We start from the raw sequence: 25,067 nt of genomic DNA on the forward strand, positions 1-25,067 counted from the left end.
CTAGCGGCCCAGGCCGTCCAGGAACGCGGCGAGCGTCTCCCGCTGCTCCGGCGCGCACCGGCCGCTGGCCAGGGCCCGGCGGAACAACTCGCGGGCCGGCCCCGGCGCCTGCCGGAACACCTCCTCGCTGTGCGCGACGAGCCAGCCCACCTGCCAGTCGTCGACCTCGGGCGGCCCGGCGAGCAGGTGTCCGGCGACCCGGGCGGCGGCGCTGCCGTTGTCCGCGAGCGCCTGTGCCGCGTACCGGTGCAGGGTCGGCCGCAGCGCGGCGGGGATGCTCCCGGCGAGCGCCCGCCGCAGCACCGGCTGCCGGAACGCCAGCTCGCGGCCCGCGCCCCCGAGAACTGTCGCGGCGACCGCCTCCTCCAGGTCGGCCATCAGGTCGAACGGCGTCCGCCCGGTGACCGCGGCGAGGTCGGCGACGGCGAACTCGTCGCCGAGCAGGGCCGCGTACCGCAGCGCATCCCGGGCGCCGGGGGAGAGGTGGTCGAGGCTGGCCCGGACGGTGTCCACGAGCGAGCGCGGCATGCCGTCGGCCCGCGCGTCGACCTCGGCGAGCCCGTCGACCACCCGTACCCCGTCCTCCGCCACCAGACCGCTCACCAGCTCCCGCGCGTACAGCGGGTTGCCGCCGGTCAGCGGCGCGAGCGACCGCAGCGTGGCGCCGGGCGGGACACCCACCGCGGTGCCGAAGATCTGCTCGATGTCCGCCCGGGGCAGGGGAGCGAGCCGGATCAGGTGCCCGTCACGTGTCGCCACGCCCCGCCGCAGCCGGGCCAGGTCGCGGCGGCCGGGCTCGGGCCGGGTCGTCGCGACGAGCAGCAACGGCAGCCACCGGGTCAGCGCGGCCAGCCGTTCCCAGGCCAGCAGGCTCGCCTCGTCGGCCCACTGGAGGCGCTCGACGGCCAGCACCAGCGGACCGGCGGCGGTCAGCCGACGGACATGTGCGAGCACCCGGTCGAGCGCCGCGCCCGGCTCGTCGTGCGGTACCGCCTCCTCGCCCAGCGCCGCCCGCATCACGTGCAGCGGGATACGGCTGCTCAGTTCCTCGGCGACGCCACGCGCGACCCGCAGGCCGAGGGTCCGCGCCTCGTGCAGCGCCGCGTCCAGCAGCGCGGACTTGCCGATGCCGGGCTCACCCTCGATCCACACGATCGCGCTGCGTCCCTCGCGCGCCGTACCGAGCAGGCCGCGCAGCAGCTCCAGCTCGCCGTCGCGTCCGACGAGGCGGCGGCGACGCGGCGCGACCGGACGGGCGACGACGGCGACCGCGGCGGTCGGTCCCGACTCGGTGAGAATCCGGCTCTGCAGCTCGCGCATCGCCGTACCGGGCTCGACGCCGAGCTCGTCGGCCAGCACCCGGCGCGCCGCGTGGTAGACGTCGAGCGCCTCGGTGCCGCGACCGGCCCGGTGCAACGCGCGCATCAGCAGCTCGTGGAACGGCTCGTGCAGCGGGTGGTCGCGGACCAGGGCGGTCAGGTCGGCGATCGGGCTCTCGTCACACCCACCGTCGAGGATCAGCCGGGCCCGCCGCTCCGCCGCGGCGATCCGCAGCTCCGCCAGGCGGTGCCGGTCGAGCTCCGCGAACAGCGCGGCCACGTTCGCGTACGCGTCGCCGTGCCACAGCGCGAGCGCCTCGTCGAGCAGCGCCACCGCCTCGCCGGGCCGGCCCGCGGCGGCCGGCGCCTCGGCCGCCTCGCACAGCGACACGAACCGGTCGGCGTCGAGCGCGCCCGGTTCGAGCCGCAGCGTGTAACCGGCCCGGCCGGACAGCAGCCGCCCGCCGGCCGTCCCCAGGCTGCGCCGCAGGCCGGAGACGTACGTGTAGACGTTGCCGGCAGCGGCGCGGGGCACGGAGCCGCCCCACAGCGCCCGGATCAGCTCGCCCCGGGTGACCGGCCGGTTGGCGTTGGCGGCGAGCATCGCGAACAGGGCCCGCCGCCGGGCCGGTCCCAGGTCGATCTCGGCTTCGCCGCGCCAGGCGCGTACCGGCCCCAGGACGTTGACGCGCAGGTCCGTCACGAGCGGCCGACGACGGCCTGCCCGGCGCTGCGGGGCGGGTCGTCGGAGCCGGCGATCCGGCTCATCTCGGCGCGCGTCGCGGCGTCCCCGGTGTGCGCCGACACCCAGATCGCCTCGGCCCGGGCGGGAAGGCCGCAGCGGTGCAGCACCCGGGCCAGTTGCGCGGTGAGCAACTCGCGGGACGACGCGGAGAGGCCCGGTGAGGCGACGGCGTGCCGCAGCACCGCGATGGCCGGCGCGGGGGCGGCGGCGCTGAGCTGCGCGGCGTGGGCGGTCAACCACCCCTGCACCCAGGCGTCGACCGGCACCGGCCCGGCCAGCAGTTGGCCGGCGACCCGGCCGAGGTCGCCGCCGGCCTCGGCGATCCGCTGCGCGAACTGCCTGTGCATCAGCACCCGCAGCGCGGTCGGGATCGCGCCGCGCAGCACCCGGCGGATCACCGGGTGCCGGAACCGCAGGCGGCGGCCGTCCTCGACGAGCACCCCGGCGGCGAGCGCCTCCTCCACCGCCGGGACGAGCTGCGGCGCCGACTTGCCGGTGACCGCGGCGAGGTCGGTGACCAGATAGTTGTTGCCCAGGAACGCGATCGCCCGCAGCAGCTGCCGGGTGTCGTCGGCAAGCGGTTGCAGGTGCCGGTTGACGGCTTCGGTCAGCTCGGGCCCGGGCGTGTCGGCGGTCCGGCCGTCGCGGTCGGCGAGCACGAGCTGGCGGAGATAGAACGGATTGCCGGCGGCGGCCGCGACGAGCGCGCGTACGGTGTCCGCGCCCGGGCCGGGCGGGCGGGTCCAGGAACGCGCCAGCCGGGTCGCCGTGTCGTCGTCCAGCGGGCCGAGTTCGACGAGCGCGGTGCCGTTGCGGGGCAGCACCCTGCGCAGGAGCCGCACCTCGTAGCCGGCGGGCACCGGGCGGCAGGCGGAGACGAGCAGCAACGGCAGCCGCCCGGTGAGGTTGTGCAGCGCGTGCCAGACCAGCAGGGACAGGTCGTCGGCCCACTGGAGGTCGTCCAGGACGAGCAGCAGCGGCCGTTCGGCGCAGCGCGCCACCACGAACCGCTGGACCGTGTCGACGACCGTCATGGTCGGTGGCGCCCCGCCGGAGCAGTCGTGCAGCGAGGCGGGCAGGCCGGCGTCGTCGCCCAGCGACAGGCACTCCAGCATGATGCTCAGCGGCATCCGGTACGCCAGCTCGTCGCCGACGCCCCAGCCGACCTGGACGCCGAGCGGCGCCGCGTCGCGCAGCCCCTCGGCGAGCAGTGCCGACTTGCCGATGCCCGCCTCGCCGCTGATCCAGACGCTGCCCCCGCGCCCGGCCGCGAGCGCGGTGACCGCCTGCCGCAGCCGGGCCAGCGCAGCCGTACGCCCCTGGAAGCCGGGGAGTGAGGGCGGCGCCGGGATGTGTCCGCGCGTCGCGGTGGGATCGGTGCCGAGCATCTGTTCGTGGATCTGGCGGACGGCGGCGCCGGGCTCGGTGCCCGACTCCGCCACCAGACGGTCCCGGAGAGTGGCGTAGAGCGCGCGTGCGTCGGCGGTGCGGCCCTGCGCGGCGAGCGCCCGCATGGTCACCGCGTACAGGCTCTCCCGGCCGGGGTGGCGTTCGACGAGCGAGAGCAGGCGGTCGACGACCTCGGCGGCGCGCCCGAGGCCCAGCATCAGCTCCGCCCGCCGCTCCACCGAGGTCAGGTACAGCTCGCCGAGCCGGACACGCTGGCTGGCCGCACGGGGCCCGGGGACGCCGACCAGCGCCTCGTCACCGCGCCACTCGGCGAGCGCGGCGTCGAGCGCGGCCAGCTCGCCGGCCACGTCACCGGCGGCGCGGGGCGTGCGGGCGCGTTCGCGCAGGCGCTCGAAGCGGTGGACGTCGACGGCGTCCGCCGCGACGTGCAGGCGGTAACCGCCACCCTCCGACGTGAGCACGCCGCCGGAGGACCAGCGGTCGCGATCGGGTTCGAGCACCCGGCGCAGCGCGGAGACGTACGTGTAGAGGTTGCCCTGCGCGCTGGCCGGCGGTCGGTCGCCCCAGACGGCGGCGATCAGCTCGTCCTTGGACAGTCCCCGCTGCGGGGTGAGGGCGAGCGCGGTGAAGACGGCCCGGCGCTGGGCCGACCGCAGCGTCAGTTCCTGCCCGGCGTACGTGACCCGGAGGGGGCCCAGCAAGCGGATGTCGAAGCCACTGCACTGTGCCGTCATGCCGTCCTCGTGGTGACCCTGTCCCGGTGACAACCATCCGGGCGGAACCCTAGCTCACCCATCCACTATGTCAACTTCGTCGACATGGCCGGAACCCTTACGGCACATGGCATTCCGGTGCGCCGCGCGATCGCGGAAGGCCCCTGCCGATCGCGCTAGCAGGGGCCTTCCGGCGGCGGGCGCGCACCGGCCGCGACGGCGGCCCGGCACCCGCCCGGTGCCCGGCGAGACGTTACTCACCTCCCGCCGGGCCGGTCGCCGCCGTGTCAGTCGCGTCTCAGCTTCCGGCGCACGTGACGGTGGCGCCGCTGCCGTTGCCGGCGCCCTGGAATCCGAAGGTGGTGGTCTGGCCCGCGCCGACCTGCCCGTTGTAGCTCTGGTTCGCCACGGTGACGGTGCCGCTGGTGCCGCTGGGCACACCGTTCCACAACGAGCTGATCGACGCGCCGCCCGGCAGGGCGAGCGTCACGCGCCAGCCGGTCAGCGCCGTGTTGCCGGCGGTGACGGTGACGGTGGCGACGAACCCGCCGTTCCACTGGTCCTGCACCACGTAGGCGGCCGAACAGGACGGGCCTCCGCCGGGCGGCGGCGTAGTGGGCGGGGGAGTCGTGGGCGGCGGCGTGGTGGGGGGTGGCGTGGTCGGGGGTGGCGTGGTGGTGGGCGGCGGGTCGAGCGTCAGGTTCTTCTGCTGGACCGTCCACTGGGTGCGGCACAGGCCGCAGTCCGGGCCGACGAAGTTGGCCCCGGCGCCCACGTCGCCCTTCAGGCGCCACTTCAGGTAGAGCACCGCCACCCGGCCGAACTCGCCGCCGTTGGGCTGGTCGTAGGTGCCGCCGTGACCGACGTTCAGGTTGCCCATGAACGCGGGCAGCCCGGACGGCAGCTTGCCCCAGTCGTCCATGGCGTTGGGGTAGGCGATGTCGCTGGGCCCGCCGATGAAGTACGCGATGGGCTTGGTCAGCCGGCGCAACTGGTAGTCGTCGGCGTCGTTGAGCAGCCCGCTGCTGAAGATGCCGGTCGTGGTGACGCGCGGGTCGTTGGAGACGGCGTACGCCTCCACGCCGCCGCAGGAGAAGCCGGCCACGGCGATCTTCGTGGTGTCCAGCCGGTTGAAGTACTTGCTGCCCGACCGGGAGTTCTCCGCCACCGCCCAGTCGATGGACTGGGTGAGCATCTGGGCGTTCGTGGAGCCGGAGCCGTTCGGCGCGCCGTTGGCGATGGCGAGGAAGCCGTGGGAGGCGATCTCACGGAGGAAGTTGCCCTGGGACAGGCCGTTGGCCGAGCACGCGCCGTTGCCCCACACCAGGATGGGAAGGCGCTCGGACGGGAGGGTCTGGGGCCGGAAGATGGTGTGGTTGGCCAGGGCGGACGAGGTTTCGTAGTCGGCGGGGTAGGGGCCGGAGCCGCCGATCGCGGCGCCCGCGGGTGTCGCGCCGAACGTCATGGTCACAGAGGCGGCCGAAACGACGGCGGCGGCCAGTCCCGCGTAGATTCTCGATCTCCTTCTCATGGGTCCTCCAGCGACTGACGCGTAGGCGCCCTTGGTGGTGTCGGTGTGCGGTTACTATCACCGGCGTAACGAAAAGTGTCAATGTAACGTCCGCTGTGTGGACGCGACTTCGCGCTGGTCGACCGGGGTGGCGGCCTGAGTGACGCATGCCGCCGTCCGCTCCGCGAGGCGGAGATCCTCTCGACTCGCTTCGCCTTTCCGGGTACGTCGGCACATATCGAGGAACGCCTAATACGCCAAGGCGTCCACCCGGCTCAATTGCCGAATTATCGGTCTTCCGGATCGCGTTCGCCCGTCCGGTGGTCGTGCCGGCGTTGCCCGCCCCTCCGCGCCGCAACAGACGAATCCGGACCGGCCGCTTCAACTCGTCGCAATCGCCTGAAGCGCTCAAATCCCTACACACGGGCGCCTTGCCTTCGTGCGCCCGGTGGTATAACGAAAAGTTTTCATTGACGTCAATTTCCTGCGCGCCGTACTGTTCGCCTTTCCATAGGCCGTCTAACACGGGGGAGGGCCAGTAGTGGCTCCTGCGCGCGTGCCGAAATCCGGTGCAGTCAAGGACTGCGCCAACCCGAGAAGTGCCCGATGGGGCCGCCTGACGGCCTTCGCCATGGTGGCCGTACTGACCGTCACCATGAGCGACGTCCCCGCCGGACGGGCCGAGGCGGCTCCGTCGCCGAAGGCGCCAGCCGAGGTGCTGGAACGACCGGACGAGATGGCCGCCCTGGTCACCGCACGGATGACGGGCCAGCAGGTCCGCGTCACCGGCATGACCACGGAGACCGCCGAGTACGTCGCCCATCCCGACGGCCATGTCGAGGCCAAGGTTCACGCCGGCCCGGTGCGGATCCGGCAGAACGACACGTGGGTTCCGGTCGACCTCACACTCCAGACGGCGGCGGACGGCTCCGTGCGGCCCCGGGCGCACCCCGCGGATCTGCGGATCTCCGGCGCCCGCAAGGACGGTGGTGAGCTGGCCGCGGTCGGCGTCGGCGACGGCCGGTTGACCATGGGCTGGCCGGGTGCGCTGCCGGCGCCGATGCTGACCGGCAACCGCGCCACCTATCCGGAGGTGGCCGCCGGTGTCGATCTGGTGGTCGAGGCGACCCGGACCGGCTTCGCCCAGTTCCTCACGGTGAAGAACCGGGAGGCCGTGGACCGGCTGCCCGCGCTGACGTTTCCGCTGACCGGCAAGGGATTCTCCTCGTTCACCCAGGACACCTCGGGCGGACTGGTCCTCAAGGACGCCAGAGGCCGGGCGGTCGCTGCCGTACCGGCGCCGGAGATGTGGGACGCCCGGCGGACTCCCGGCACGGACGAACCGGTCCGGCGGGCGGTCGTGGCGGCCAAGTCGGAGCGGCCCGCCAGCCGCCTGGCCCGTGCGACCGGCGGTCTGGTCATGCGGCTGAACCCGGACCTGGCGTGGCTGAAGGATCCGGCCACCCAGTACCCGGTGACGATCGACCCGCAGATCAACCCGCTCTACACGACGTTCGACACGTATGTGAAGGAGGGCGACAACGTCGACCGGGGCGGAGCGAACGATCTTCAGCTCGGTCTTCTGTCCGGCTCGCCCAACGTCAAGGCCCGGTCGTTCGTCCACTGGGGTGTGTCCGCCCTGAAGGGCAAGCAGATCACCTCGGCCACTGTGAACTTCTGGAACTTCTGGTCGCACACCTGCACCGCCACCTCGTGGGAGATCTGGACCACGGGTGCCGCCTCCTCGGCGACCCGGTGGGGATCCCAGCCGACCTGGGTGCAGCAGGAGGCCACCTCCAACCAGACCAAGGGTGGCACGGCATGTGCCGACGGCTGGGTGAGCATCAGCGGCACGTCCTTCTTCCAGCGGGCGGCCAACGCCAACCAGTCCACCGCCTACATGGGCGTCCGCGGTACCGACGAGACCAGCCTGAACAGCTTCAAGCAGTTCCGCTCCCGCAACGCGACCGACAGCAGCCAGGTGCCGTACGCGGTGGTGAACTACAACTCGTACCCGACCGTCGGCACCCGTTCCACGGTGCCGGCCACCGCCTGCGTGACCGGCGCCTCCCGGCCGAAGGTCAACACCGCGACTCCGCAGCTTCGGTCGGTCGTCGCCGACGCCGAGGGGTCGACGGTCAAGGCCGAGTTCGAGTGGTGGACGCTGGCCGGCACCACCAAGCTCGGCAGCGCGATCACCGGTACCGCCGCCTCCGGCTCGACGTTCGCCACCACCGTGCCGTCCGCCGCCCTGACCCACAACACCTCGTACAAGTGGCGGGTTCGTGGCAATGACGGGACGGTCAACGGCGCCTGGTCGGCATTCTGCGAGTTCACCGTCGACACCTCGGTCGGCAGCCCGCCGATCGTCAGCTCGACCACGTACCCGGAGAACCAGTGGGGCGGTGACGCGAACGTCGCCGGCAGCTTCACCTTCGACGCCAATGGCGTCGCCGACGCGGCGGCCTACGAGTACAGCCTCGACCTGCAGACGCTGAACAAGGTCGTCAACACCGCGACGCCGGGCGCCAGCGCGACGGTCAGCATCACCCCGTTGACACCGGGCTGGCACAACGTGTGGGCGCGTACCCGCGACTCGGCCAACAACGTGACCGAGGTGCGCAGCTACCCGTTCAAGGTGGGCAACGGCGCGGTCACCTCGCCGAAGGTCGGCGACGTCACAGGGGCCAGGGTGGCGCTCGGCTCGACTGCCGCGCCGTCGTTCGGGGACGCCACGTACCAGTGGCGGCGTGCCGGCTCGGACGCCTGGGTCGCCATCCCCGCCGCCCACGTGACCTACGCCGCCGGCGGTGGCGCCGTCACCTGGCCCGTCGCCCTCTCCGCAGGGGTGGCCCCCAAACTGAACTGGGACGTCGCCGCCACCCTCGCCTCGGTCGACCCGGCGAGCATCCCGCGGGACGGGCCGGTACAGGTGCGCGCCTACTTCAATCTGAGCAGCAACGGGGCGCCGGCCGACAACGTGAAGTTCCGGTTCGACCGGAACCTCGCCTCCGCCGACACCGCTCAGGTCGGTCCGGGTTCGGTCAACCTGGTCACCGGCAACTACCAGATCAGCCAGCAGGACGCCTCGGTGAACGACCTTTCGGTCACCCGCACCTACAACAGCCGCCAGCCGGGCGGGGTGGATCCGATGTTCGGCCCCGGCTGGGTCTCCAGCACGGCGGTCTCGACCTCGGAGGCGCCGTACACCCGGCTGACGGTGTACGGCAGCATCGTCCAGGTCGGGATGCCCGACGGTTCGACGATCGGCTTCGCCAAGGCGACGAGCGCCGGCACCACGTTCGAGCCACAGATCGGCGCCGAGTCCTACAAGCTGACCTACAGCACGACGGGTAACGTCTACACGCTGACCGACGGCAACGGGAACGTGGTGACCTTCGGGCGGAGCTCGACCGACCCGGCCGGCGTGTTCACCCCGACCGCCTCCCGGTCGCCCGGGTCGGGGACCACCACCACGTACTCGTGGCAGAAGGTCACCGTCGGCGGGCAGGACGTCATGCGGCCGACCCGGGTGCTCGCCCCCGTGGCCGACGGCGTCACCTGTACCACCCTGGTGCGTGGCTGCCGGGCGCTGAACTTCACCTATGCCACCGGTACGACCGCCACGGGAACGGCCGACGGCGCCTGGGGCGACTACACCGGGCGGGTGACGCAGATCAGCCTCACCGCGTGGGATCCGGACCTCGCCACCCCTGCGATGCGCACGGTGACCCTCGCGCGTTACTCCTACGACAGCGCCGGGCGTCTTCGTGCCGCGTGGGACCCCCGCGTGGACTGGACCGACGGCAGTGGCGCCCACTCACTGCGCACCACGTACGCCTACGACTCGAACGGAGTCATCACCTCGCTGGCGCCGCCGGCGCTGGAACCCTGGCAGTTCACCTACACGACCCTGCCGGACGACCCGGGAGCGGGCCGGCTGTCGAAGGTCACTCGTTCGGCCCTGACGGCGGGAACGGCGGTCGAGACGGTCGTCTACCGAGTGCCGGTCTCCGGCAGCGGAGCGCCGTACGACCTGTCGCCCACCCAGACCAACCGGTGGGGTCAGACCGAGCAGCCCACGGATGCCACAGCGGTGTTCCCACCCACCCAACTGCCGACGGGTAACCCGGTGACCGGCACGCTACCCGCCTCCTACGAGCGCGCCTCGGTGACGTACCTCGACGCCAACGCCCGCATGGTGAACGTCGCGCAGCCGGGTGGACACCTGACCACCACCTGGTACGACGACTACGGCAACACGGTACGTCAACTCAGTGCCGGCAACCGCCGTCGCGCCCTCGACGCCTCGGCGTCCGACACCGCCACGGTGGAGGCGGCGACAGCCGCCTCGCTCTCATCCGTCAGCGTCTACTCCGAGGACGGACAGCAGCTCGTCGAGACGTTCGGACCTGAGCACGACGTGCTGCTGTCGTCGAACGTCGTCGTCCGGGGCCGGGCACACAGCCGGCACACGTACGACGAGGGCGCGCCCGCCACCGACATCCCCTTCAACCTGACCACCACCACGAGCTCCTCCGTCAGCTACGTCAACGCCGGCCAGACCGTCGACGCCGACGTGCGCACCACCACCACGCAGTACGACTGGGATCTGCGGAAGGCGATCGGATCGACCGTCGACCCGGACGGTCTGGATCTGACGACGTGGACCCGATACGACTCCGCGGGAAGGGTGACGTCGAGCACCATGCCGTCAGGCGGAAGCGTCGACACCACCGCGGCCACCAAGACCAGCACGTACTACACCTCGGCGGCCAACTCGACGTACCCGGAATGCGGAAACCGTGCCGAATGGGCGGGGTTGCTGTGCCGGACGGAGCACGCCGGCACGTCGCCGGCCTCGGCTCCGCTGCGGGTGACGGTCCGCACCTACGACCTGTACCAGCAGGTCCGTACCCTGGTCGAGAAGACCAAGGCGGGTGCCCAGCTCCGCACCACGACGGTGACGTACGACGCCGCGGGGCGGGTGCGGGGCACGACGGTCACGACCGCGGCGGGTCTCGGTACGACGGTGGACACGTCCCGGCTGGAGTACCACCAGCAGAGCGGCCTGCTGGCGCGTACCCAGTCGATGTCGGGGTCCACAGTCCTCGCGGAGGTGGTCCGCGGCTATGACAACCTCGGCCGGGAGACCTCCTACCAGGACAGCGACGGCAACGTGTCCACCAGGACGTACGACGTGATGTCGCGGGTGGCCGTCGCCGACGACGGCAAGGCCACTCAGACGTTCGAGTACGGCACAGCCGGCGAGGCTCGCGGTCTGGCGACGAAGCTGATCGACAGCCAGGCGGGGACGTTCACCGGTCAGTACGACCCGGACGGCGAGCTGATCAGCGAGACGTGGCCGAACGGCATCGTCGCGGAGACGGCCGGCGACGAGGCCGGTAACACCGTGGAGGTCTCCTACCGCCGCCCCGGCTGCGGGCAGGCCGACTGCACCGTCTACCGGGAGACGGCGGCGTTCAGCCCGCACAAGCAGCAGCGGAGAAGCACGTCGACGTTCTCCCAGCAGCATTACGACTACGACCAGGCAAGCCGGTTGTCGACCGTCCGCGACACCGTCTCGGGCGCCTGTTCCACCCGGGTCTACCAGTTCGACAACGCCAGTAACCGGACCCAGCGGGACAACTACGCCGCCGGTGGCGGTGGCGTGTGCCAGAGCAGCACGGCAGCGTCGACCCGGACCTGGGAGTACGACGACGCGGACCGGCTGATCTCCTCGGGCACGTCGTACGACCTGCTGGGTCGTACGACAGCGGTGGCGGCCGCCGACACCACCACCGGCACCGCCGCGACGGTCGGCTACTACACGAACGACATGGTGCGGCAGATCGTCGCGGGAACCACGCAGGCGGAGTACACCCTCGACGTCATGCTGACGAGGTTCCGCAGGGTCCAGACCACGTCAGGCGCGGTCGTGACGGTGCAGACGCATCACTACGCCGACGACAGCGACGCTCCGAGCTGGACTTCCGAGGGCACGTCGTACACGCGCAACCTCTCCGGTCTCGGTGATGCCGTCGGCATCTATCTCGGCGCCTCGGGCACCGTCGACTGGAAGCTGCGCAACCTGCACGGCGACTTCGTCGCCACCATCCAGGGCGCCGCGACAGGCATCTCCGCGGTGCACGAGACCGACGAGTTCGGGATGGCGCGCACCGGCAGCGTGTCGGCGGGCCGCTACGGCTGGCTGGGGGCCGCCTTCCGGGACGGGGGGAACCCGGCCGGCCTCGTGCTCATGGGCGTGCGGCTGTTCAACCCGGCGACCGGGCGCTTCCTGACGGCCGACCGGGTCTACGCGGGGTCGGCGAACGCGTACGAGTACGCGAATCAGGATCCGGTCAACGAGTCGGACACCTCCGGCCTGGCCGTGTGCCGTTGCTACATCCCCGGCTGGGCCTGGACGGGATACCGTGCGTCGTACATCCGGTGGTCGAGGGTCCTGTACACGTCTCCCTGGTACGAGAGCCAGCTGAACTGGCTCGGTCGTGCGCTCATGGACGTCATCGGCGACGAGGCGTGGCTGGACTTCCACCGGATGCAGATGCAGTACCGGACCCGCGACGTGGAGCGGGTGAACTGCGTCGTGGTCAAGAGGTACGGCTGGGGCGATTTCAAGGTGTATTCCGTGCGCTTCACCTACACCGACTATCAGTATCGGGCACGGATCAAGTACCGGTACAAGTACACGAAGTGGATCACGCCGTGGTTCTACGGCTGGTGGCTGACCTACCGGTCGAATCACTATCGTAATTACCACACTGGATACTATTGGACGTGATGATGGCCAGGAGGACGACCGCGACGGGTTCGCCGACGGTTCAGGGTGACGCTCCTGAGCCTCGACGCCCTCGCTCACCGAGGGCCCGTGTGGCCCTGACCGGAGTGGTGCTGATTCTGGTGCTCCTCGCGTACGTGTCGCTGGAGGCCCTGATCTACGATCCGGTGTTCGGTAGCGGCCCGTTGAGCGACGTGCTGGGGGTGGTTGTTCCGTCCCTGTTCGTCGTCGCGGTCGCCCCGCTGGTCTCCTACCGCCGTCGCGACGCTGTCGCCTGGCTGTTACCGCCGCTGGGTCTGCTCCTGACCGCACGGCTGGCGTGGCGCCTGACCCTGCTGCCCTACCGGGACTGGCCGCCACGCCCGGAAGAAGCTCGCCGGTGCCGCCGGGCGCCGGTGGGTGCTGACGAGGGAACCACCCTGTACCAGCTCGAGGGGTAACGGGGAGGACAGAGGCAGTGGCGCGGGTGCGGTCGTCGACCGCACCCGCGTCGCGTCTCGGCCGGCGCCCGCGCGCTCAGCATCGACGTTCCGCCCGGCGCCGTCAGGCGTCCGTCGCGTCGAGCCGCTTCTGCAGCCGGTCGAGGCGGTCGAGGACGTCGTGCATCATCACGCGCAGGACCGTCGTGTCGGCGTCGCGTCCGGGCAGCATCCGCCCGAACGCGACGCCGTAGTAGAGGGCGGAGAGCGCGGCGGGCGTGACGACGGCGCTCACCCCGGTGCGGCGCAGCGCGGCGCCCGCCTCGCCGTCGTCGCGCAGCAGCCCGAGCAGCAGGTGGCTGCCGGTGGTGACGGCCGAGGCGTGCGCGGTGGCCTGCTCGGCGGCGGCCGCCAGCACCGCCAGGGTGGCCGGTGAGGTGGCCGGCTCGCTGGGCGTCGCCGTGACGGCGGGGGTCTCGCCCAGGGCCGCGCGGATCGTGGCGGCGGGGAAGCCGAGCAGTTCGACGGTGTTCAGCACCAGGCTCTCGCCCTCGTCGAGGAAGGCCCGCAGCAGGTGGACCGGCTCCACCGTGCCCGCGCCGGAGGCGGACGCGAGGGCGTACGCCTGGTGCAGGATCGCCGCCACGTGGTGGTTGGCGGGCGGTGTCAGGGTGAGCCCGGCGGGCAGCGCCCGGGTGGTGGGTGTCTCGTGAGTCGCGCCCACGGCGCCGTCCAGCGCCTGGGTCAGCGCGGCCTGGCAGATCCGGGAGACCGGCAGTCGGGCGTCTCGGACGCGGTCGGCGAGGGCGTCGGGTAGATAAACGTTGACCTTGGGCACCTGACCGATCCTGTCACGCGGGGGCCGGGCCGGGCACCCCTTGATCGCCTACATTCCCTAGGGTTATAGTAGGGTTATGCCCGCGCTGCTGACCACCCGACGAGCCCTCGACCAGGGCCGTACGTCCAGCGCGCTCTGTCGCCGCTGAGCCCCACCGGCTCGCTTCGCACACGTCGCCTCGTCGTGCCCTCCTGGGCACGGCCGACTCCTTTAAGGCCCGACACGCCATGACTCAGCACGACCCTGTCCAGAAAGCCCGCGCCGACCTGACCGCCGGCATCAACAAGCTCTTCGCCGCCTCGGCCATGTCGGCCAGCGGACACGGCAACATCAGCGTCCGGATCCCCGGCCACGACGACCGCCTCCTCGTCAACGCCGGGGAACTGCTGCGCCCGTGGCCCGCCGACGACCTGCGGGTCGCGGCGCCCGCGCTGCGCACCGTCAACGACGACGTCGTCGTGGTCGGCCTCGACGGCACCGTCCACGAGGGAACGCCCAGCCCGTCGGTGGCCGCGATCCTGAAGATGCACATCGGCGTCTACCAGGCCCGGCCGGACGTCAACGCCGTCATCCACACCCATTCGCCGTACGCCACCAGCTACGCCCTCGCCGGCGTGTCGCTGCCGGCCCGGTACGAGGCCCTGCTGGTGCACGGCCAGCCGGTCGACATCCCGGTCGCGCCGTGGGCGCCGCGCGGCACCGAGGAGGCGGTGCGGTCGATCGCCGAGACGTTCGCGGCGCACCCCCGCACGTACGCGATCCTGCTCGGCAACCACGGCCTGCTCGTCGCCGGCGACTCCGCCCGGCACGCCGCGAGCCTCGTCGTGGCGATCGAGGAGGCGGCCGTCTCCAGCATCGGCGCCGAGCCGCTCGGCGGCCCGGCGCCGTTCCCCGACCACGTCCACGACCTCGACCTGCGCCTGCGCTTTGAGGAGCCGACCGCATGACCACCCGTAGCCGCCGGATCGCCGGCGCCCTCGCCGCCGTCCTGCTCACCACGTCGCTCGCCGCTTGCGGCGGGAACGACGAGCCCGCCGAGGCGAGCGCCGACGGCCTCACCACCGTCCGGCTCGCCTCGTCGCCGCTGGGCCACCTCGCGCCCATCTACCTGGCGCAGGAGCAGGGCATCTTCGCCAAGCACGGCCTCAAGGTCGAGGTCGACACCGAGACCTCCGACCTGACCTCCGTGCCGGCCGTGCTGGCCGGCAAGGTCGACTTCGCCACCGGCGACCTCACCACGCTGATCGTGGCCCGGTCCAAGGGCCTCGACGTCAAGGCCGTGGTGCCGGCGTCCGCGTCCACCGGCAAGGAGGGCGCCGACTACGGCGCCCTGGTGGTCAAGGGCGACTCCGGCATCACCAGCGCCAAGCAGCTCGAAGGCAAGACCGTCTCGGTCAACGTCCTCACCAACATCGCCGCCGCGGCGGCCCGCGAGGCGGTCCGCGCCGACGGCGGCGACCCGACGAAGGTCAAGCTCGTCGAGATCCCGTTCCCGCAGGCGCCCGCCGCGGTCAGCACCGGCCGGGTGGACGGCGCCTGGGTGGTCGAGCCGTTCCTGTCGGCGGCCAAGGCGCAGGGCGCGGTGCCGGTCGGCTGGGGCTTCACCGACCTGGCGCCCGACCTCACGGTCTCCGCCTGGTACGCGGCCGGCTCCTACACCTCGAAGAACGCGAAGACCGTCACCGCGTTCCGGGACGCGGTGCGGGAGGCGTACGCGTACGCCCGCGACCACGAGGACGAGGTGCGCGCGAAGATCCCCACGTTCACCGAGATCAAGCCGGAGGTGGCCGCGAAGATCACCCTGACCGGCCTGCGTGACGAGGTCAGCCGGCAGGCCGCCGAGAAGCTCGCCGGCTACGCCCAGCGCGACGGGCTCATCACCACCACACCCGACCTCGACGAACTGATCCTCAGGTGAGAAGGGGGTGGCTCGGCGCCCTGGGCCTGGCGGGCGCTGCAACGGCCTACGAGATCCTCGCCCGCCTGTTCCTCGACCCGGCTTACGTGCCGCCGCTGAGCGCCGTGGTTCCGGAGGCGCTGCGCCTGCTCACCGAGGAACGGTTCTGGGCGGCGACCGGCCGTACGCTGGCGACGGTGGCGGTCGGCCTGGTCATCGCGCTGGCCGCCGGCATCCTGGCCGGGTTCGCRCTCGGCTCGGTGCCGCAGGTGCGCCGGGCCACCTCCTCCACTCTCGACTTCCTGCGGCCGGTCCCGTCGATCGTGCTGATCCCGGTCCTGGTGCTCGTGCTCGACGTCCGGCAGATCACGGTGCTGCTCGTCGCCGTGTCCTGCTTCTGGATCGTCGTGTTCCAGGTGCTCTACGGCCTGCGGGACGTGGACCGGGTGGCGGTCGAGACCGCCCGTGCCTTCCGGCTCGGCCGGCTGGCCCGGATCGTGCACGTCACCTGGCCCACGGTGCTGCCGTACCTGGGCACGGCGCTGCGCCTGATCGTCTCGGTCGCGCTGGCCCTCGCGCTGACCGGCGGGCTGGTCATGGGCGCCGCCGGGCTCGGCGAGATGATCTGGAGCAGCCAGGAGTCCGGCGAGTCCACCGGCATGTACGCGCTGGTGCTGCTCACCGGCGGGCTCGGCATCGGCCTCGACCAGCTCGCCCGGCTGGCCGAGCGGCGGCTGCTGCACTGGCACGTGGCGACCCGCCGGGAGGCCCTGGCATGAAGGCCCTCGGGTACGCGCTCGGCCTGCCCGCGGCGCTCGTGGCCGCCTGGTGGGTGGCCAGCGACGGCAGCACCAACGTGTTCCTGCCGCCGCTGCGCACGATCGTCGAGGCGTTCCGGGACGTGTGGTTCTCCGACACGTTCGCCCGCGACGTGGTGCCCAGTCTGTGGCGCCTCGCCGCCGGCTACACGATCGCGCTCGCCGCGGGCGTCGTCCTCGGCTTCGTGATCGGGCGGTGGGCGGTGCCGCGCGCGCTGACCGGCCCGCTGCTGGCGTACTTCCGGGTGCTGCCCGCCCCGGTGCTGATCCCGGTGCTGCTGGTGGCGGTCGGCATCGGCGACACGACCAAGCTGGTCGTCATCACTGTGGGCGCGGTCTGGCCGATCCTGCTCAACACCGCCGACGGCGTCCGCGCCGCCGACGAGGTCGGGCTGGAGACCGCCGCGGCGTACCGGCTGCCGCGCCGCACCCGGCACCTGCTGGCGCTGCGCGGCGCGAGCCCGCAGATCTTCGCCGGCGCCCGGCAGGCCCTCGGCCTGTCGATCATCCTGATGGTGGTCAGCGAGATGCTGATGAGCACCGACGGGCTCGGCTTCACAGTGGTGCAGTTCCAGCGCAGCTTCGCCATCCCGCAGATGTGGAGCGGGGTGCTGCTGATCGGCCTGCTCGGGTTCGGGCTCGCCAAACTCTTCGAGCTCGTCGAGCGGCGCGCGTTGCGCTGGCATCGCGGCCACACCGGACAACTCACGGAGCGACCATGACCTCCCTGCTCGAGATCGCCGGGATCGGCAAGACCTACCGGGCCCGGGAACGCACCGTCGAGGTGCTGACCGCGATCGACCTGACCGTGTCCGAGGGCGAGTTCGTCGCGCTCGTCGGCCCGTCCGGCTGCGGCAAGACCACCCTGCTCAAGATCGTCGCCGGGCTGCTGCCAGCCACCGTGGGGCAGGTCCGGTTCGGCGGCCGTCCGGTCACCGAACCGCCGCCCGGCCTCGGCGTCGTCTTCCAGGAGTACGGCCGCAGCCTGTACGCCTGGAAGACGGTCCGGCAGAACGTCGAGCTGCCGCTGCGGCACCTGGACCTGAGCCGGGCGCGGCGGCGGGAACTCGTCGCCGACGCGCTCGACGCGGTCGGACTCGGCGCGGCCGGCGACGCGTACCCCTGGCAGCTCTCCGGCGGCATGCAGCAGCGCGTCGCGATCGCCCGCGCGGTCGCCTACCGGCCCCGGCTGCTGCTGATGGACGAGCCGTTCTCCGCCGTCGACGCGCAGACCCGCGCCGACCTGGAGGACCTGGTGGCCACGCTGTGGAAGCGCTACGGCATGACCATCGTGTTCGTCACCCACGACATCGACGAGGCGGTCTACCTCAGTCAGCGTGTCGTGGTGCTCGGCGCCGGCGTCTCCGGCGTCCAGGCCGACATCCCGGTCGACCTGCCCGCCGACCGGGAACAGATCGGCACCCGTTCCTCCGCCCGCTTCGGCGAGCTGCGCACCCGAGTGTGGACGCAGGTCCGCCGTACCCCCGAGAGCGAGATGGTATGAGCAACGCCCGATGGACCGACACCGGCGGCGGCGAGGGCCCGCTGTGGTCCTTCCGAGTCGGTGAGGTCGAGGTCTTCCCGATCCGCGAGGTCGACTACTTCGTGGACCCGGCCGAGTTCTTCCCGCAGCTGGCGACCGAGTCGTGGACCGACGGCGCGTTCTACACCCGGGAGCCGTTCACCCACGACGGCCGGATCCTGCTCAACCAGGAGGCCCACCTGCTGCGTACGCCGGACCGGCTGATCCTGGTCGACGCCGGCGGGGGCAACGGCAAACCGCGCAACGGCGGCGTGTTCGACCGGGCGGACCGGCCGTTCCTGGAACAGTTCGCCCGCGCCGGGGTGTCGCTCGGCGACATCGACACCGTCGTCTTCACCCACCTGCACGTCGACCACGTCGGTTTCGCCACCAGCGCGGACGGCCGCGGCGGCTGGGAGCCGACCTTCCCGAACGCCCGGTACCTGGTGGTCCGGGAGGAGTTCGACTGGTGGACCGGCCCGGACGGCGCGCGGGCCATGCAGCGTACCGGCGACTACATCGCAGACAGCATCCTGCCGCTGCGCGACGCCGGGGTGCTCGACCTGATCGAGGCCGACCACGTCCTGTCTCCGCACGTGCACCTGGTGCCCGCGTTCGGTCACACGCCCGGCAACGTCTACCTGGTCGTCGAGTCGGCCGGGCAGCGGGCGCTGTTCGCCGGCGACATGCTGCACCACGGCGTCCAGCTGGAACGGCCGGAGTGGAGCATCCGCTACTGCGTGGTGCCGGGCGACTCCGCCGACCAGCGCCGCCGGTTGCTGGAACGGGCCGCCGACTCGGGTGACCTGCTCGTGCCGGCGCACTTCCCGTTCCCCGCGGCCGGGTACGTGCGCCGGGCCGAGCGCGGCTTCACCTACACGTTCCTCGACGTCTGATGCTCATCGCCGACTTCCACACCCACCACGCCTGTCCGGACTATCCCGCGGTGCTGCCGCACAACGCCACCGGCGTGCTCGCCGCCCGCTGGGCCGACACGGCCCGGCGGGTCGCCGACCTCGACGGCCTGCTCGCCGAGTCCGGCCGGCACGGCGTGGACCTGCGCGTCCTGAGCGCCCCGCCGGCGATGGTCACCCCGCACGGCGAACGGACGCGGCCGGACGATTTGCGGCGGCTCAACGACCACCTGGCGGCCGTGGTCGCCGCGAGTCCGGACCGCCTCGCCGGGCTCGCCACGATCGACGCCTTCGGCGGCGACGCGGCCGCCGGGGAGGTGGTCCGGGCCGTCCGCGAGCTGGGCCTGCCGGGCGTCGTCGTCGACTGCGCCGCCGCGGACGGGCGGCTGCTCGGCGACCCGGCCGCCCGTCCCACCCTGTCCGCCGCGGCCGAGCTGGGTGTGCCGGTCTTCGCGCATCCGGTCAGCAGGTCCACGCTGACCGCCGAGTTCGCCGGCCTGGGCCGGCTCGGCACGTCGCTGGCCCGCGGCACGATCAACGCCGCCGCGCTGCTGTCCCTGCTCACCGGCGGCGCCCTGGCCGCGCTGCCCGGCCTGCACGTGGTCTTCCCGATGCTCGGGGTGGCCGGCCTGGCGCTCGCCGCCGCCACCGACGAGGGCGCGTTGCTCAGCGCGCCCGGCCGCCGCGCCCACGTGTACGCCGACACCATGGGCTTCGCGCCGTCGGCGATCCGCTTCGCCACCGACCTGCTCGGGGTCGACCACGTGGTCGTCGGCGGGGACTGGCCGGTCGCCGAACGGGAGACCACCCGGGAGCGGGTCGAGGCGGCGCTGCGCGGCGCGGGCCTCGACCCGGACCAGCGCGCCCTGGTGGCCGGCGGCAACACGCTGCGCCTGCTGGGCCGCGGCTGACGCGCCGATCAGGCCGGCGCCGATCTCGTCCCCGCCACGGCCAGCGGGGCCGCGCCGAACGACACCGCGAACCGCTTGCACCAGATCGACACGCTGCGCAGCCCGTCCAGGTCCACCGACGCCGGGATGTCGTACGCCTGGTCGCCGATGTTGCCCTTGAGCCGGCCCAGCTCCACCCAGCGGCCGTCGTCGAACACCTGCCAGCCCGCGCGGCCCTGCTGCACCTTCCGGTCGGTGAGCCAGACCCGCAGGTCGGGACCGTCGGACGTGTTCAGGCCGCGCAGCAGCAACTGACGGCGGCCGTCGGCGAGCCGGACCAGCTGCGCCCGGCCGGACGTGTCGTGCTCGTGGGTGACGAAGTCACCGGCGGCCAGGACCACGTCGGTGGGCGGCCCGCCGGTGGCCGGCGGGCCGCTCGTGCCGGCCGTCGGCGGCTCCGTCACCGTGGGCAGCGCCTCGCGCACCTCGCGGTCGGTCACCAGCCGCCACGGCTGGAACAGGTACAGGCTCACCCCGAGACCGGCGACCACCACGACGGCGACCACCGACAACACCACACGTCTTCTGCCCATGCCGTGAACCGTAGGGCCGTACCCGGCCGGAGGATCTTTCCGTCCGCTTACGGCCCGACCGCGGGCCGCCGCGCCGGGACGCCGATGGGTAGCGTCGGGCCCATGGAGCGCTACGTGCTCGTCGTCGTCGACGACCGGACGGTCAGCGACGTCGTCCGCCGCTATCTCGAACAGGACGGCTACCGGGTCCGGCTGTCCTTCGACGGGGCGGACGCGCTCGTCGCGGCCGGGGAGCAGCCGCCCGACCTGGTGGTCCTCGACCTGATGATGCCGGGCCTCGACGGCATCGAGGTGTGCCGGCGGCTGCGGCGGAGGCTGCCGGGGCTGCCCGTCGTCATGCTCACCGCGCTCGGCGACGAGGCCGACCGGGTCGCCGGGCTGGAGGTCGGCGCGGACGACTACGTGACGAAGCCGTTCTCCCCCCGGGAACTGGTGCTGCGCATCCGGTCGGTGCTGCGGCGCACGGCGCGCGACGACCGGGGACCGGCCGGGGTGCTGCGCGACGGCGACCTGACCGTCGACGCCGGCCGGCGGGTCGCCGAGCGAGGCGGGGAGCCGCTGGCGCTGACCGTGCGGGAGTTCGACCTGCTCGCGTTCCTGCTGGCGAACCCGGGTCGCGCGTGGTCCCGGGCCGAACTGCTGGACCGGGTGTGGGGCTGGCGCTTCGGCGACCAGTCGACTGTCACCGTCCACGTCCGGCGGCTGCGGGAGAAGATCGAGGACCGTCCGGCGCAGCCGTGCCGCATCGTCACCGTGTGGGGCGTCGGCTACCGCTACGAGCCGCTGGGGTCCCGGTGAGCGAGCTGCTGGTCATCGGGTCCTACGCCCTGCTGGCCGGCGCGGTCGTCGGCGCGCTCGGCGTGGGCGCGCTGCGGCTGGTGCGCCGCCGGTCGATCCTCGCGCACATCGCGGTGCTGCTCGCGGTCACGATCGCCTCGGTGACGGCGGGCGTCACCGCTGTCGCGCAGGCCATGTTCCTGTCCGCGCACGACCTGCAGGTGGTCCTCGTGACGGTCGCGGCGTCCGCGGCGGTCAGCCTGGCCGTCGGTGTGGCGTTCGCCCGCCGGCTGGCGCGGGCGGCGGTCTGGGCCGACCAGGCCCGGCAGCGGGAACGGCAGTTGGAGGCCGGCCGCCGCGAACTGGTCGCCTGGGTCTCCCACGACCTGCGGACACCGCTGGCCGGCCTGCGGGCGATGGCGGAGGCGCTGGAGGACCGGGTGGTGGACGATCCGGCGACGGTGGCCGAGTACCACCACCGGGTCCGGGTCGAGACCGACCGGATGACGCGGCTGGTCGACGACCTGTTCGAGCTGTCCCGGATCAACGCGGGCGCGCTGCGGCCCGCGCTGTCCCCGGTGCCGCTCGGCGACGTCGTCTCCGACGCGATCGCCGCCACCGCGCCGCTGGCCGCCGACCGGGGGGTGCGTGTGCTCGCCCCGGAGACCGGCTGGCCCACGGTCCGGGCCGGCGAGGCCGAACTCGCCCGCGTCGTCACGAACCTGCTCGTCAACTCGGTGCGGTACACGCCGCCGGACGGCACGGTGCGCGTCGACACCGGCCACGACGAGGGCGACGTGTGGTTCGCCGTCTCCGACACCTGCGGCGGCATCCCCGAGGCGGACCTGCCCCGGGTGTTCGACGTGGCGTTCCGGGGGACCCGGGCCCGCACACCGGCCGGCGCGGACCAGCCGGCGCCGGCCGGTGGCGGGCTGGGCCTGGCGATCGTGCGCGGCCTGGTCGAGGCGCACGGCGGGCGGGTGCACGCGCACAACGTCACCGGCGGCTGCCGGTTCGTCGTCCGCCTCCCGCCCGCCTGACAGCCGCCGCGCCCGGTCAGGCGGCGTCCGGGGGACCGGTCTGCGTCAGGCGCCCGTCGGCGAGCCGCAGCCAGCGCTCCACCCCGATCGCGGCGAGGAACCGCTCGTCGTGGCTGACCACGAGCAGCGCCCCCCGGTACGCGTTCAGCGCGCTCTCCAACTGCGCGACGCTGAGCAGGTCGAGGTTGTTCGTCGGCTCGTCGAGCAGCAGGAGATGCGGGGCCGGCTCGGCGCCCAGGACGCAGGCCAGCGTCGCCCGCAGCCGCTCGCCGCCGGAGAGCACCCCGGCCGGCAGGTGCGCCCGCGGGCCGCGGAACAGGAAGCGGGCCAGCAGGTTCATCCGCTGCGCATCCGGGGCCTGCGGCGCGAACGCGGCCAGGTTCTCCGCCACCGTACGGTCGGAGTCCAGCAGGTCGAGGCGCTGCGACAGGTACGCGATGCGGCCGTCGGCCCGGCTGATCCGGCCCTGCTCGGGTTCCAGGTCGCCGTTGATCAGGCGCAGCAGCGTGGACTTGCCCGCGCCGTTGCCGCCGAGCAGAGCGATCCGCTCCGGTCCCCGGATCGTCAGGTCGACGCCACCGGTGGCGAACAGCTGCCGGTCGCCGTACCGGATCTGCGCTCCTTCGGCGGTGAGCAGCGTGCGCCCGGCCGGCACCTCGGTGGCGGGCAGCTCCACCGAGATCCTCTGCTCGTTGCGCAGCGCCCGCTCGGCCTCGTCGAGCCGGGCCCGGGCGTCGTCCACCCGCCCGGAGTGCATCTCGTTCGCCTTGCCGGCGGCCACCTGCGCGTCCCGCTTCATGCCGCCGGCGACGATCCTCGGCAGCCCCGCGTTCTTGAGGTTGCGGGCGGCGTTGCCGGCCCGGCGGGCCGCCCGCTCGCGGGCCTCCTGCAACTCCCGCTTCTCCCGCTTGAGGTCCTGCTCGGCGTTGCGGATGTTCTTCTCCGCCACCTCCCGCGCGGCGCGCGCCGCCTCCTCGTACGCGGTGAAGTTCCCGCCGTGGAACCGCACCTCGCCGCGGTCCAGCTCGGCGATGCGGTCCATCCGGTCCAGCAGCGCCCGGTCGTGACTGACCAGCAGCAGGCAGCCGGTCCACTGCTCCAGCACGTCGTAGAGCCGGTGCCGGGCGTCGAGGTCGAGGTTGTTAGTGGGCTCGTCGAGCAGCAGCACGTCGGGCTGTTTGAGCAGTTGCGCCGCCAGGCCGAGCGAGACGACCTGCCCGCCGCTGAGGGTGTCCAGCCGCCGGTCGAGCGCGAGGTCGCCGAGGCCGAGCCGGTCCAGCTGGGCGCGGGTGCGCTCCTCGATGTCCCAGTCGTTGCCGATGGTGGTGAAGTGCCGCTCGTCGGCGTCGCCGGACTCGATGGCGTGCAGCGCCGCGATCAGCGGGGCGATCTCCAGCACCTGCGCCACTGTCAGGCCGCCGGACAGCGGCAGGCTCTGCGGAAGGTAGCCCGGCACACCGTGCACCGTGACCGACCCGGCGGCGGGCCGCAGCTCACCGGCGATCAGCTTGAGCAGCGTGCTCTTGCCGGCGCCGTTCGGCGCGACCAGGCCGGTCCGGCCCGCGCCGAGGGTGAAGGAGAGGTTCTGGAAGACCGGAGTGTCGTCCGGCCAGGAGAAGGTCAGGTTCGAGCAGACGACGAAGGAATCGGACATCAGGAAGACGACCTCGAAGATGAGGGCGGGCGGACCTCAGCCGCCCGGCGGGGGACACGGTCTCGGGGTACGACGACACGACCACGGCGCCTGCCTGTGGTCGGTCACATGTCCGGTCTCACCCGGAGATGTCGTCGTCACCCGCCATGTCTGGTCTCCCTGCCTGCCTGATCGCCACTGGATCACTCCGGTCCACCGTAGCACCGGCCAGTGCCCGGCGCGGGCGTGCCGGACCGGCGTCCGCGCGGCGGCCCGCCGCGCCGTGCGCCCTATGCTCCTGGCCATGTCCCAGGTGACTGCGAGCCGCTGGTTCGGGCCGGCCGGATCCTCGACCGGCGACGCCCAGGTGTTCGTCTTCCCGTACGCCGGCGGCGTCGCCGCCTCCTTCGCGCAGTGGCGGGAACTGGCCGCGCCGGAGCTGTCGGTGCAGGTCGCGCTGATGCCGGGCCGGGGCGCCCGGCTGCACGAGCCACCGGTGGACGACCTCGCGGAACTGGTGGACGCGCTGGCGACAGCCGTCGCCGAGCGGGCGTCCGGGCCGTTCCTGCTGTTCGGCCACAGCCTGGGGGCGCTGGTGGCGTTCGAGGTGACCCGGGAGCTGCGCCGCCGGGGCGCGCCCGCACCGCTGGCGTTGCTGGTCGGCGGCGCGGAGGCGCCGGGGACCCGGCTGGTACGGCGGCGCGTCCACGACCTGGACGACGCCGGTCTCATCGACGCGCTGCGCGACTTCGGGGCCACGCCGGCCGCGCTGCTGGCCGACCGCGACCTGATGGAGCTGATCCTGCCCGGGGTGCGGGCCGACTTCGCGCTGTCCGAGCGGTACGCCTATCGCCAGGGGCCGCCGCTGGAGGTGCCGGTGCACGTGCTGCTCGGCGACGGGGACGAGCACGTGGACCCGGAACGGGCCGCGGGGTGGGCCCGGGAATGTGTCACCGAGCCGCGATGGCACGTGTTTCCCGGCGGGCATTTCTTCCTTACCGACCATCTGCCGGAAATCATCGACCTAATGCGACACATCGTCGTCAGTCACACCCCTGTGGCGGAATAAGCGACAAAGAGCAGGTAAGGACTCGTACCCGCGCCGGACCTTCCACAATGTCCGGTATTCGACCTGGTGAGTGGCCGAGAAGCGGTGTTAAAGTTCGCCATCCGTTCGCCGAAGGGACGTCGCTGACGAGGCGGCATACTGTCGCGTGCGCCGAGGTGTTC

General features: G+C 72.7%; 18 protein-coding genes. 12 read left to right on the forward strand and 6 right to left on the reverse strand.

Annotation, left to right across the window (positions count from 1 at the left end):
- From A8711_RS30590 to A8711_RS30600, 3 genes are all read right to left on the reverse strand, one after another.
- A complete protein-coding gene (locus tag A8711_RS30590; RefSeq protein ID WP_069090102.1) occupies positions 1-2,022 on the reverse strand; it encodes a BTAD domain-containing putative transcriptional regulator in 2,022 nt (673 codons plus the stop codon).
- Positions 2,019-4,208: a BTAD domain-containing putative transcriptional regulator gene (locus A8711_RS30595; protein WP_069090103.1), complete on the reverse strand. Its 2,190-nt coding sequence runs from the start codon at positions 4,206-4,208 to the stop codon at positions 2,019-2,021. Before A8711_RS30595 ends, A8711_RS30590 begins: the two co-directional genes overlap by 4 nt.
- A 277-nt stretch (positions 4,209-4,485) precedes the next feature.
- Positions 4,486-5,718, reverse strand: coding sequence for a cellulose binding domain-containing protein (locus A8711_RS30600; protein ID WP_069090104.1), 1,233 nt, complete (start codon positions 5,716-5,718; stop codon positions 4,486-4,488).
- A gap of 634 nt (positions 5,719-6,352) precedes the next feature.
- Here A8711_RS30600 and A8711_RS30605 point away from each other — a divergent pair.
- A complete protein-coding gene (locus tag A8711_RS30605; RefSeq protein ID WP_233607715.1) occupies positions 6,353-12,499 on the forward strand; it encodes an RHS repeat-associated core domain-containing protein in 6,147 nt (2,048 codons plus the stop codon).
- A gap of 104 nt (positions 12,500-12,603) precedes the next feature.
- A complete protein-coding gene (locus tag A8711_RS30610; protein ID WP_124778824.1) occupies positions 12,604-12,936 on the forward strand; it encodes a hypothetical protein in 333 nt (110 codons plus the stop codon).
- Between the two features lie 103 nt (positions 12,937-13,039).
- Here A8711_RS30610 and A8711_RS30615 read toward each other — a convergent pair whose 3' ends face one another.
- Positions 13,040-13,753 (reverse strand): Clp protease N-terminal domain-containing protein, encoded by a 714-nt coding sequence (locus tag A8711_RS30615; RefSeq protein WP_069090106.1) that lies wholly within the window; start codon positions 13,751-13,753, stop codon positions 13,040-13,042.
- 227 nt (positions 13,754-13,980) lie between these two features.
- Here A8711_RS30615 and A8711_RS30620 point away from each other — a divergent pair, with 227 nt between their 5' ends.
- From A8711_RS30620 to A8711_RS30650, 7 genes are read left to right on the forward strand one after another with little or no spacing between them, the layout of a single operon-like run.
- Positions 13,981-14,700: a class II aldolase/adducin family protein gene (locus A8711_RS30620; RefSeq protein WP_069090107.1), complete on the forward strand. Its 720-nt coding sequence runs from the start codon at positions 13,981-13,983 to the stop codon at positions 14,698-14,700.
- A complete protein-coding gene (locus tag A8711_RS30625) occupies positions 14,697-15,671 on the forward strand; it encodes an ABC transporter substrate-binding protein (protein WP_069090108.1) in 975 nt (324 codons plus the stop codon). The genes A8711_RS30620 and A8711_RS30625 overlap by 4 nt, the downstream gene beginning before the upstream one ends.
- Positions 15,668-16,429 (forward strand): ABC transporter permease, encoded by a 762-nt coding sequence (locus tag A8711_RS30630; protein ID WP_069090109.1) that lies wholly within the window; start codon positions 15,668-15,670, stop codon positions 16,427-16,429. Before A8711_RS30625 ends, A8711_RS30630 begins: the two co-directional genes overlap by 4 nt.
- A complete protein-coding gene (locus A8711_RS30635; RefSeq protein ID WP_064446292.1) occupies positions 16,426-17,190 on the forward strand; it encodes an ABC transporter permease in 765 nt (254 codons plus the stop codon). Before A8711_RS30630 ends, A8711_RS30635 begins: the two co-directional genes overlap by 4 nt.
- Positions 17,187-17,972 (forward strand): ABC transporter ATP-binding protein, encoded by a 786-nt coding sequence (locus A8711_RS30640; RefSeq protein WP_043324780.1) that lies wholly within the window; start codon positions 17,187-17,189, stop codon positions 17,970-17,972. The genes A8711_RS30635 and A8711_RS30640 overlap by 4 nt, the downstream gene beginning before the upstream one ends.
- Positions 17,969-18,886 (forward strand): MBL fold metallo-hydrolase, encoded by a 918-nt coding sequence (locus A8711_RS30645; RefSeq protein ID WP_051610992.1) that lies wholly within the window; start codon positions 17,969-17,971, stop codon positions 18,884-18,886. Before A8711_RS30640 ends, A8711_RS30645 begins: the two co-directional genes overlap by 4 nt.
- Positions 18,886-19,815: an amidohydrolase family protein gene (locus tag A8711_RS30650; protein WP_069090110.1), complete on the forward strand. Its 930-nt coding sequence runs from the start codon at positions 18,886-18,888 to the stop codon at positions 19,813-19,815. Before A8711_RS30645 ends, A8711_RS30650 begins: the two co-directional genes overlap by 1 nt.
- 8 nt (positions 19,816-19,823) lie before the next feature.
- Here the strand turns inward: A8711_RS30650 and A8711_RS30655 are convergent, their stop codons facing one another.
- The gene (locus A8711_RS30655) at positions 19,824-20,387 is read right to left on the reverse strand and encodes a DM13 domain-containing protein (RefSeq protein ID WP_069090111.1); all 564 of its coding nucleotides are present in this window, start codon (positions 20,385-20,387) and stop codon (positions 19,824-19,826) included.
- 84 nt (positions 20,388-20,471) lie between these two features.
- On the opposite strand from A8711_RS30655, the gene A8711_RS30660 reads away from it, so the two are divergent.
- Positions 20,472-21,185, forward strand: coding sequence for a response regulator transcription factor (locus A8711_RS30660; protein ID WP_083297143.1), 714 nt, complete (start codon positions 20,472-20,474; stop codon positions 21,183-21,185).
- Positions 21,182-22,204, forward strand: coding sequence for a sensor histidine kinase KdpD (locus A8711_RS30665; protein WP_043324777.1), 1,023 nt, complete (start codon positions 21,182-21,184; stop codon positions 22,202-22,204). The genes A8711_RS30660 and A8711_RS30665 overlap by 4 nt, the downstream gene beginning before the upstream one ends.
- A 16-nt stretch (positions 22,205-22,220) precedes the next feature.
- On the opposite strand, the gene abc-f is transcribed toward A8711_RS30665, so the two are convergent.
- Positions 22,221-23,858, reverse strand: coding sequence for a ribosomal protection-like ABC-F family protein (abc-f, locus tag A8711_RS30670; protein ID WP_069090113.1), 1,638 nt, complete (start codon positions 23,856-23,858; stop codon positions 22,221-22,223).
- A gap of 283 nt (positions 23,859-24,141) precedes the next feature.
- Here abc-f and A8711_RS30675 point away from each other — a divergent pair, with 283 nt between their 5' ends.
- Entirely contained in the window at positions 24,142-24,906 is a 765-nt protein-coding gene (locus A8711_RS30675) for a thioesterase II family protein (RefSeq protein ID WP_233607714.1), read from the forward strand.
- Positions 24,907-25,067 lie beyond the last annotated feature (161 nt).

The organism is Micromonospora sp. II (assembly GCF_001709195.1).
GTDB classification, from domain to species: domain Bacteria; phylum Actinomycetota; class Actinomycetes; order Mycobacteriales; family Micromonosporaceae; genus Micromonospora; species Micromonospora chalcea.

Bases quoted from the DNA above. Each gene is read 5' to 3' on its own strand.
- A8711_RS30620 (WP_069090107.1), top strand. From the start codon at position 13,981: ATGACTCAGCACGACCCTGTCCAGAAAGCCCGCGCCGACCTGACCGCC.
- A8711_RS30660 (WP_083297143.1), top strand. From the start codon at position 20,472: ATGGGTAGCGTCGGGCCCATGGAGCGCTACGTGCTCGTCGTCGTCGAC.
- A8711_RS30605 (WP_233607715.1), top strand. From the start codon at position 6,353: ATGAGCGACGTCCCCGCCGGACGGGCCGAGGCGGCTCCGTCGCCGAAG.
- A8711_RS30595 (WP_069090103.1), bottom strand. From the start codon at position 4,208: ATGACGGCACAGTGCAGTGGCTTCGACATCCGCTTGCTGGGCCCCCTC.
- A8711_RS30640 (WP_043324780.1), top strand. From the start codon at position 17,187: ATGACCTCCCTGCTCGAGATCGCCGGGATCGGCAAGACCTACCGGGCC.
- A8711_RS30655 (WP_069090111.1), bottom strand. From the start codon at position 20,387: ATGGGCAGAAGACGTGTGGTGTTGTCGGTGGTCGCCGTCGTGGTGGTC.
- abc-f (WP_069090113.1), bottom strand. From the start codon at position 23,858: ATGTCCGATTCCTTCGTCGTCTGCTCGAACCTGACCTTCTCCTGGCCG.
- A8711_RS30600 (WP_069090104.1), bottom strand. From the start codon at position 5,718: ATGAGAAGGAGATCGAGAATCTACGCGGGACTGGCCGCCGCCGTCGTT.
- A8711_RS30625 (WP_069090108.1), top strand. From the start codon at position 14,697: ATGACCACCCGTAGCCGCCGGATCGCCGGCGCCCTCGCCGCCGTCCTG.
- A8711_RS30645 (WP_051610992.1), top strand. From the start codon at position 17,969: ATGAGCAACGCCCGATGGACCGACACCGGCGGCGGCGAGGGCCCGCTG.
- A8711_RS30635 (WP_064446292.1), top strand. From the start codon at position 16,426: ATGAAGGCCCTCGGGTACGCGCTCGGCCTGCCCGCGGCGCTCGTGGCC.
- A8711_RS30650 (WP_069090110.1), top strand. From the start codon at position 18,886: ATGCTCATCGCCGACTTCCACACCCACCACGCCTGTCCGGACTATCCC.
- A8711_RS30675 (WP_233607714.1), top strand. From the start codon at position 24,142: ATGTCCCAGGTGACTGCGAGCCGCTGGTTCGGGCCGGCCGGATCCTCG.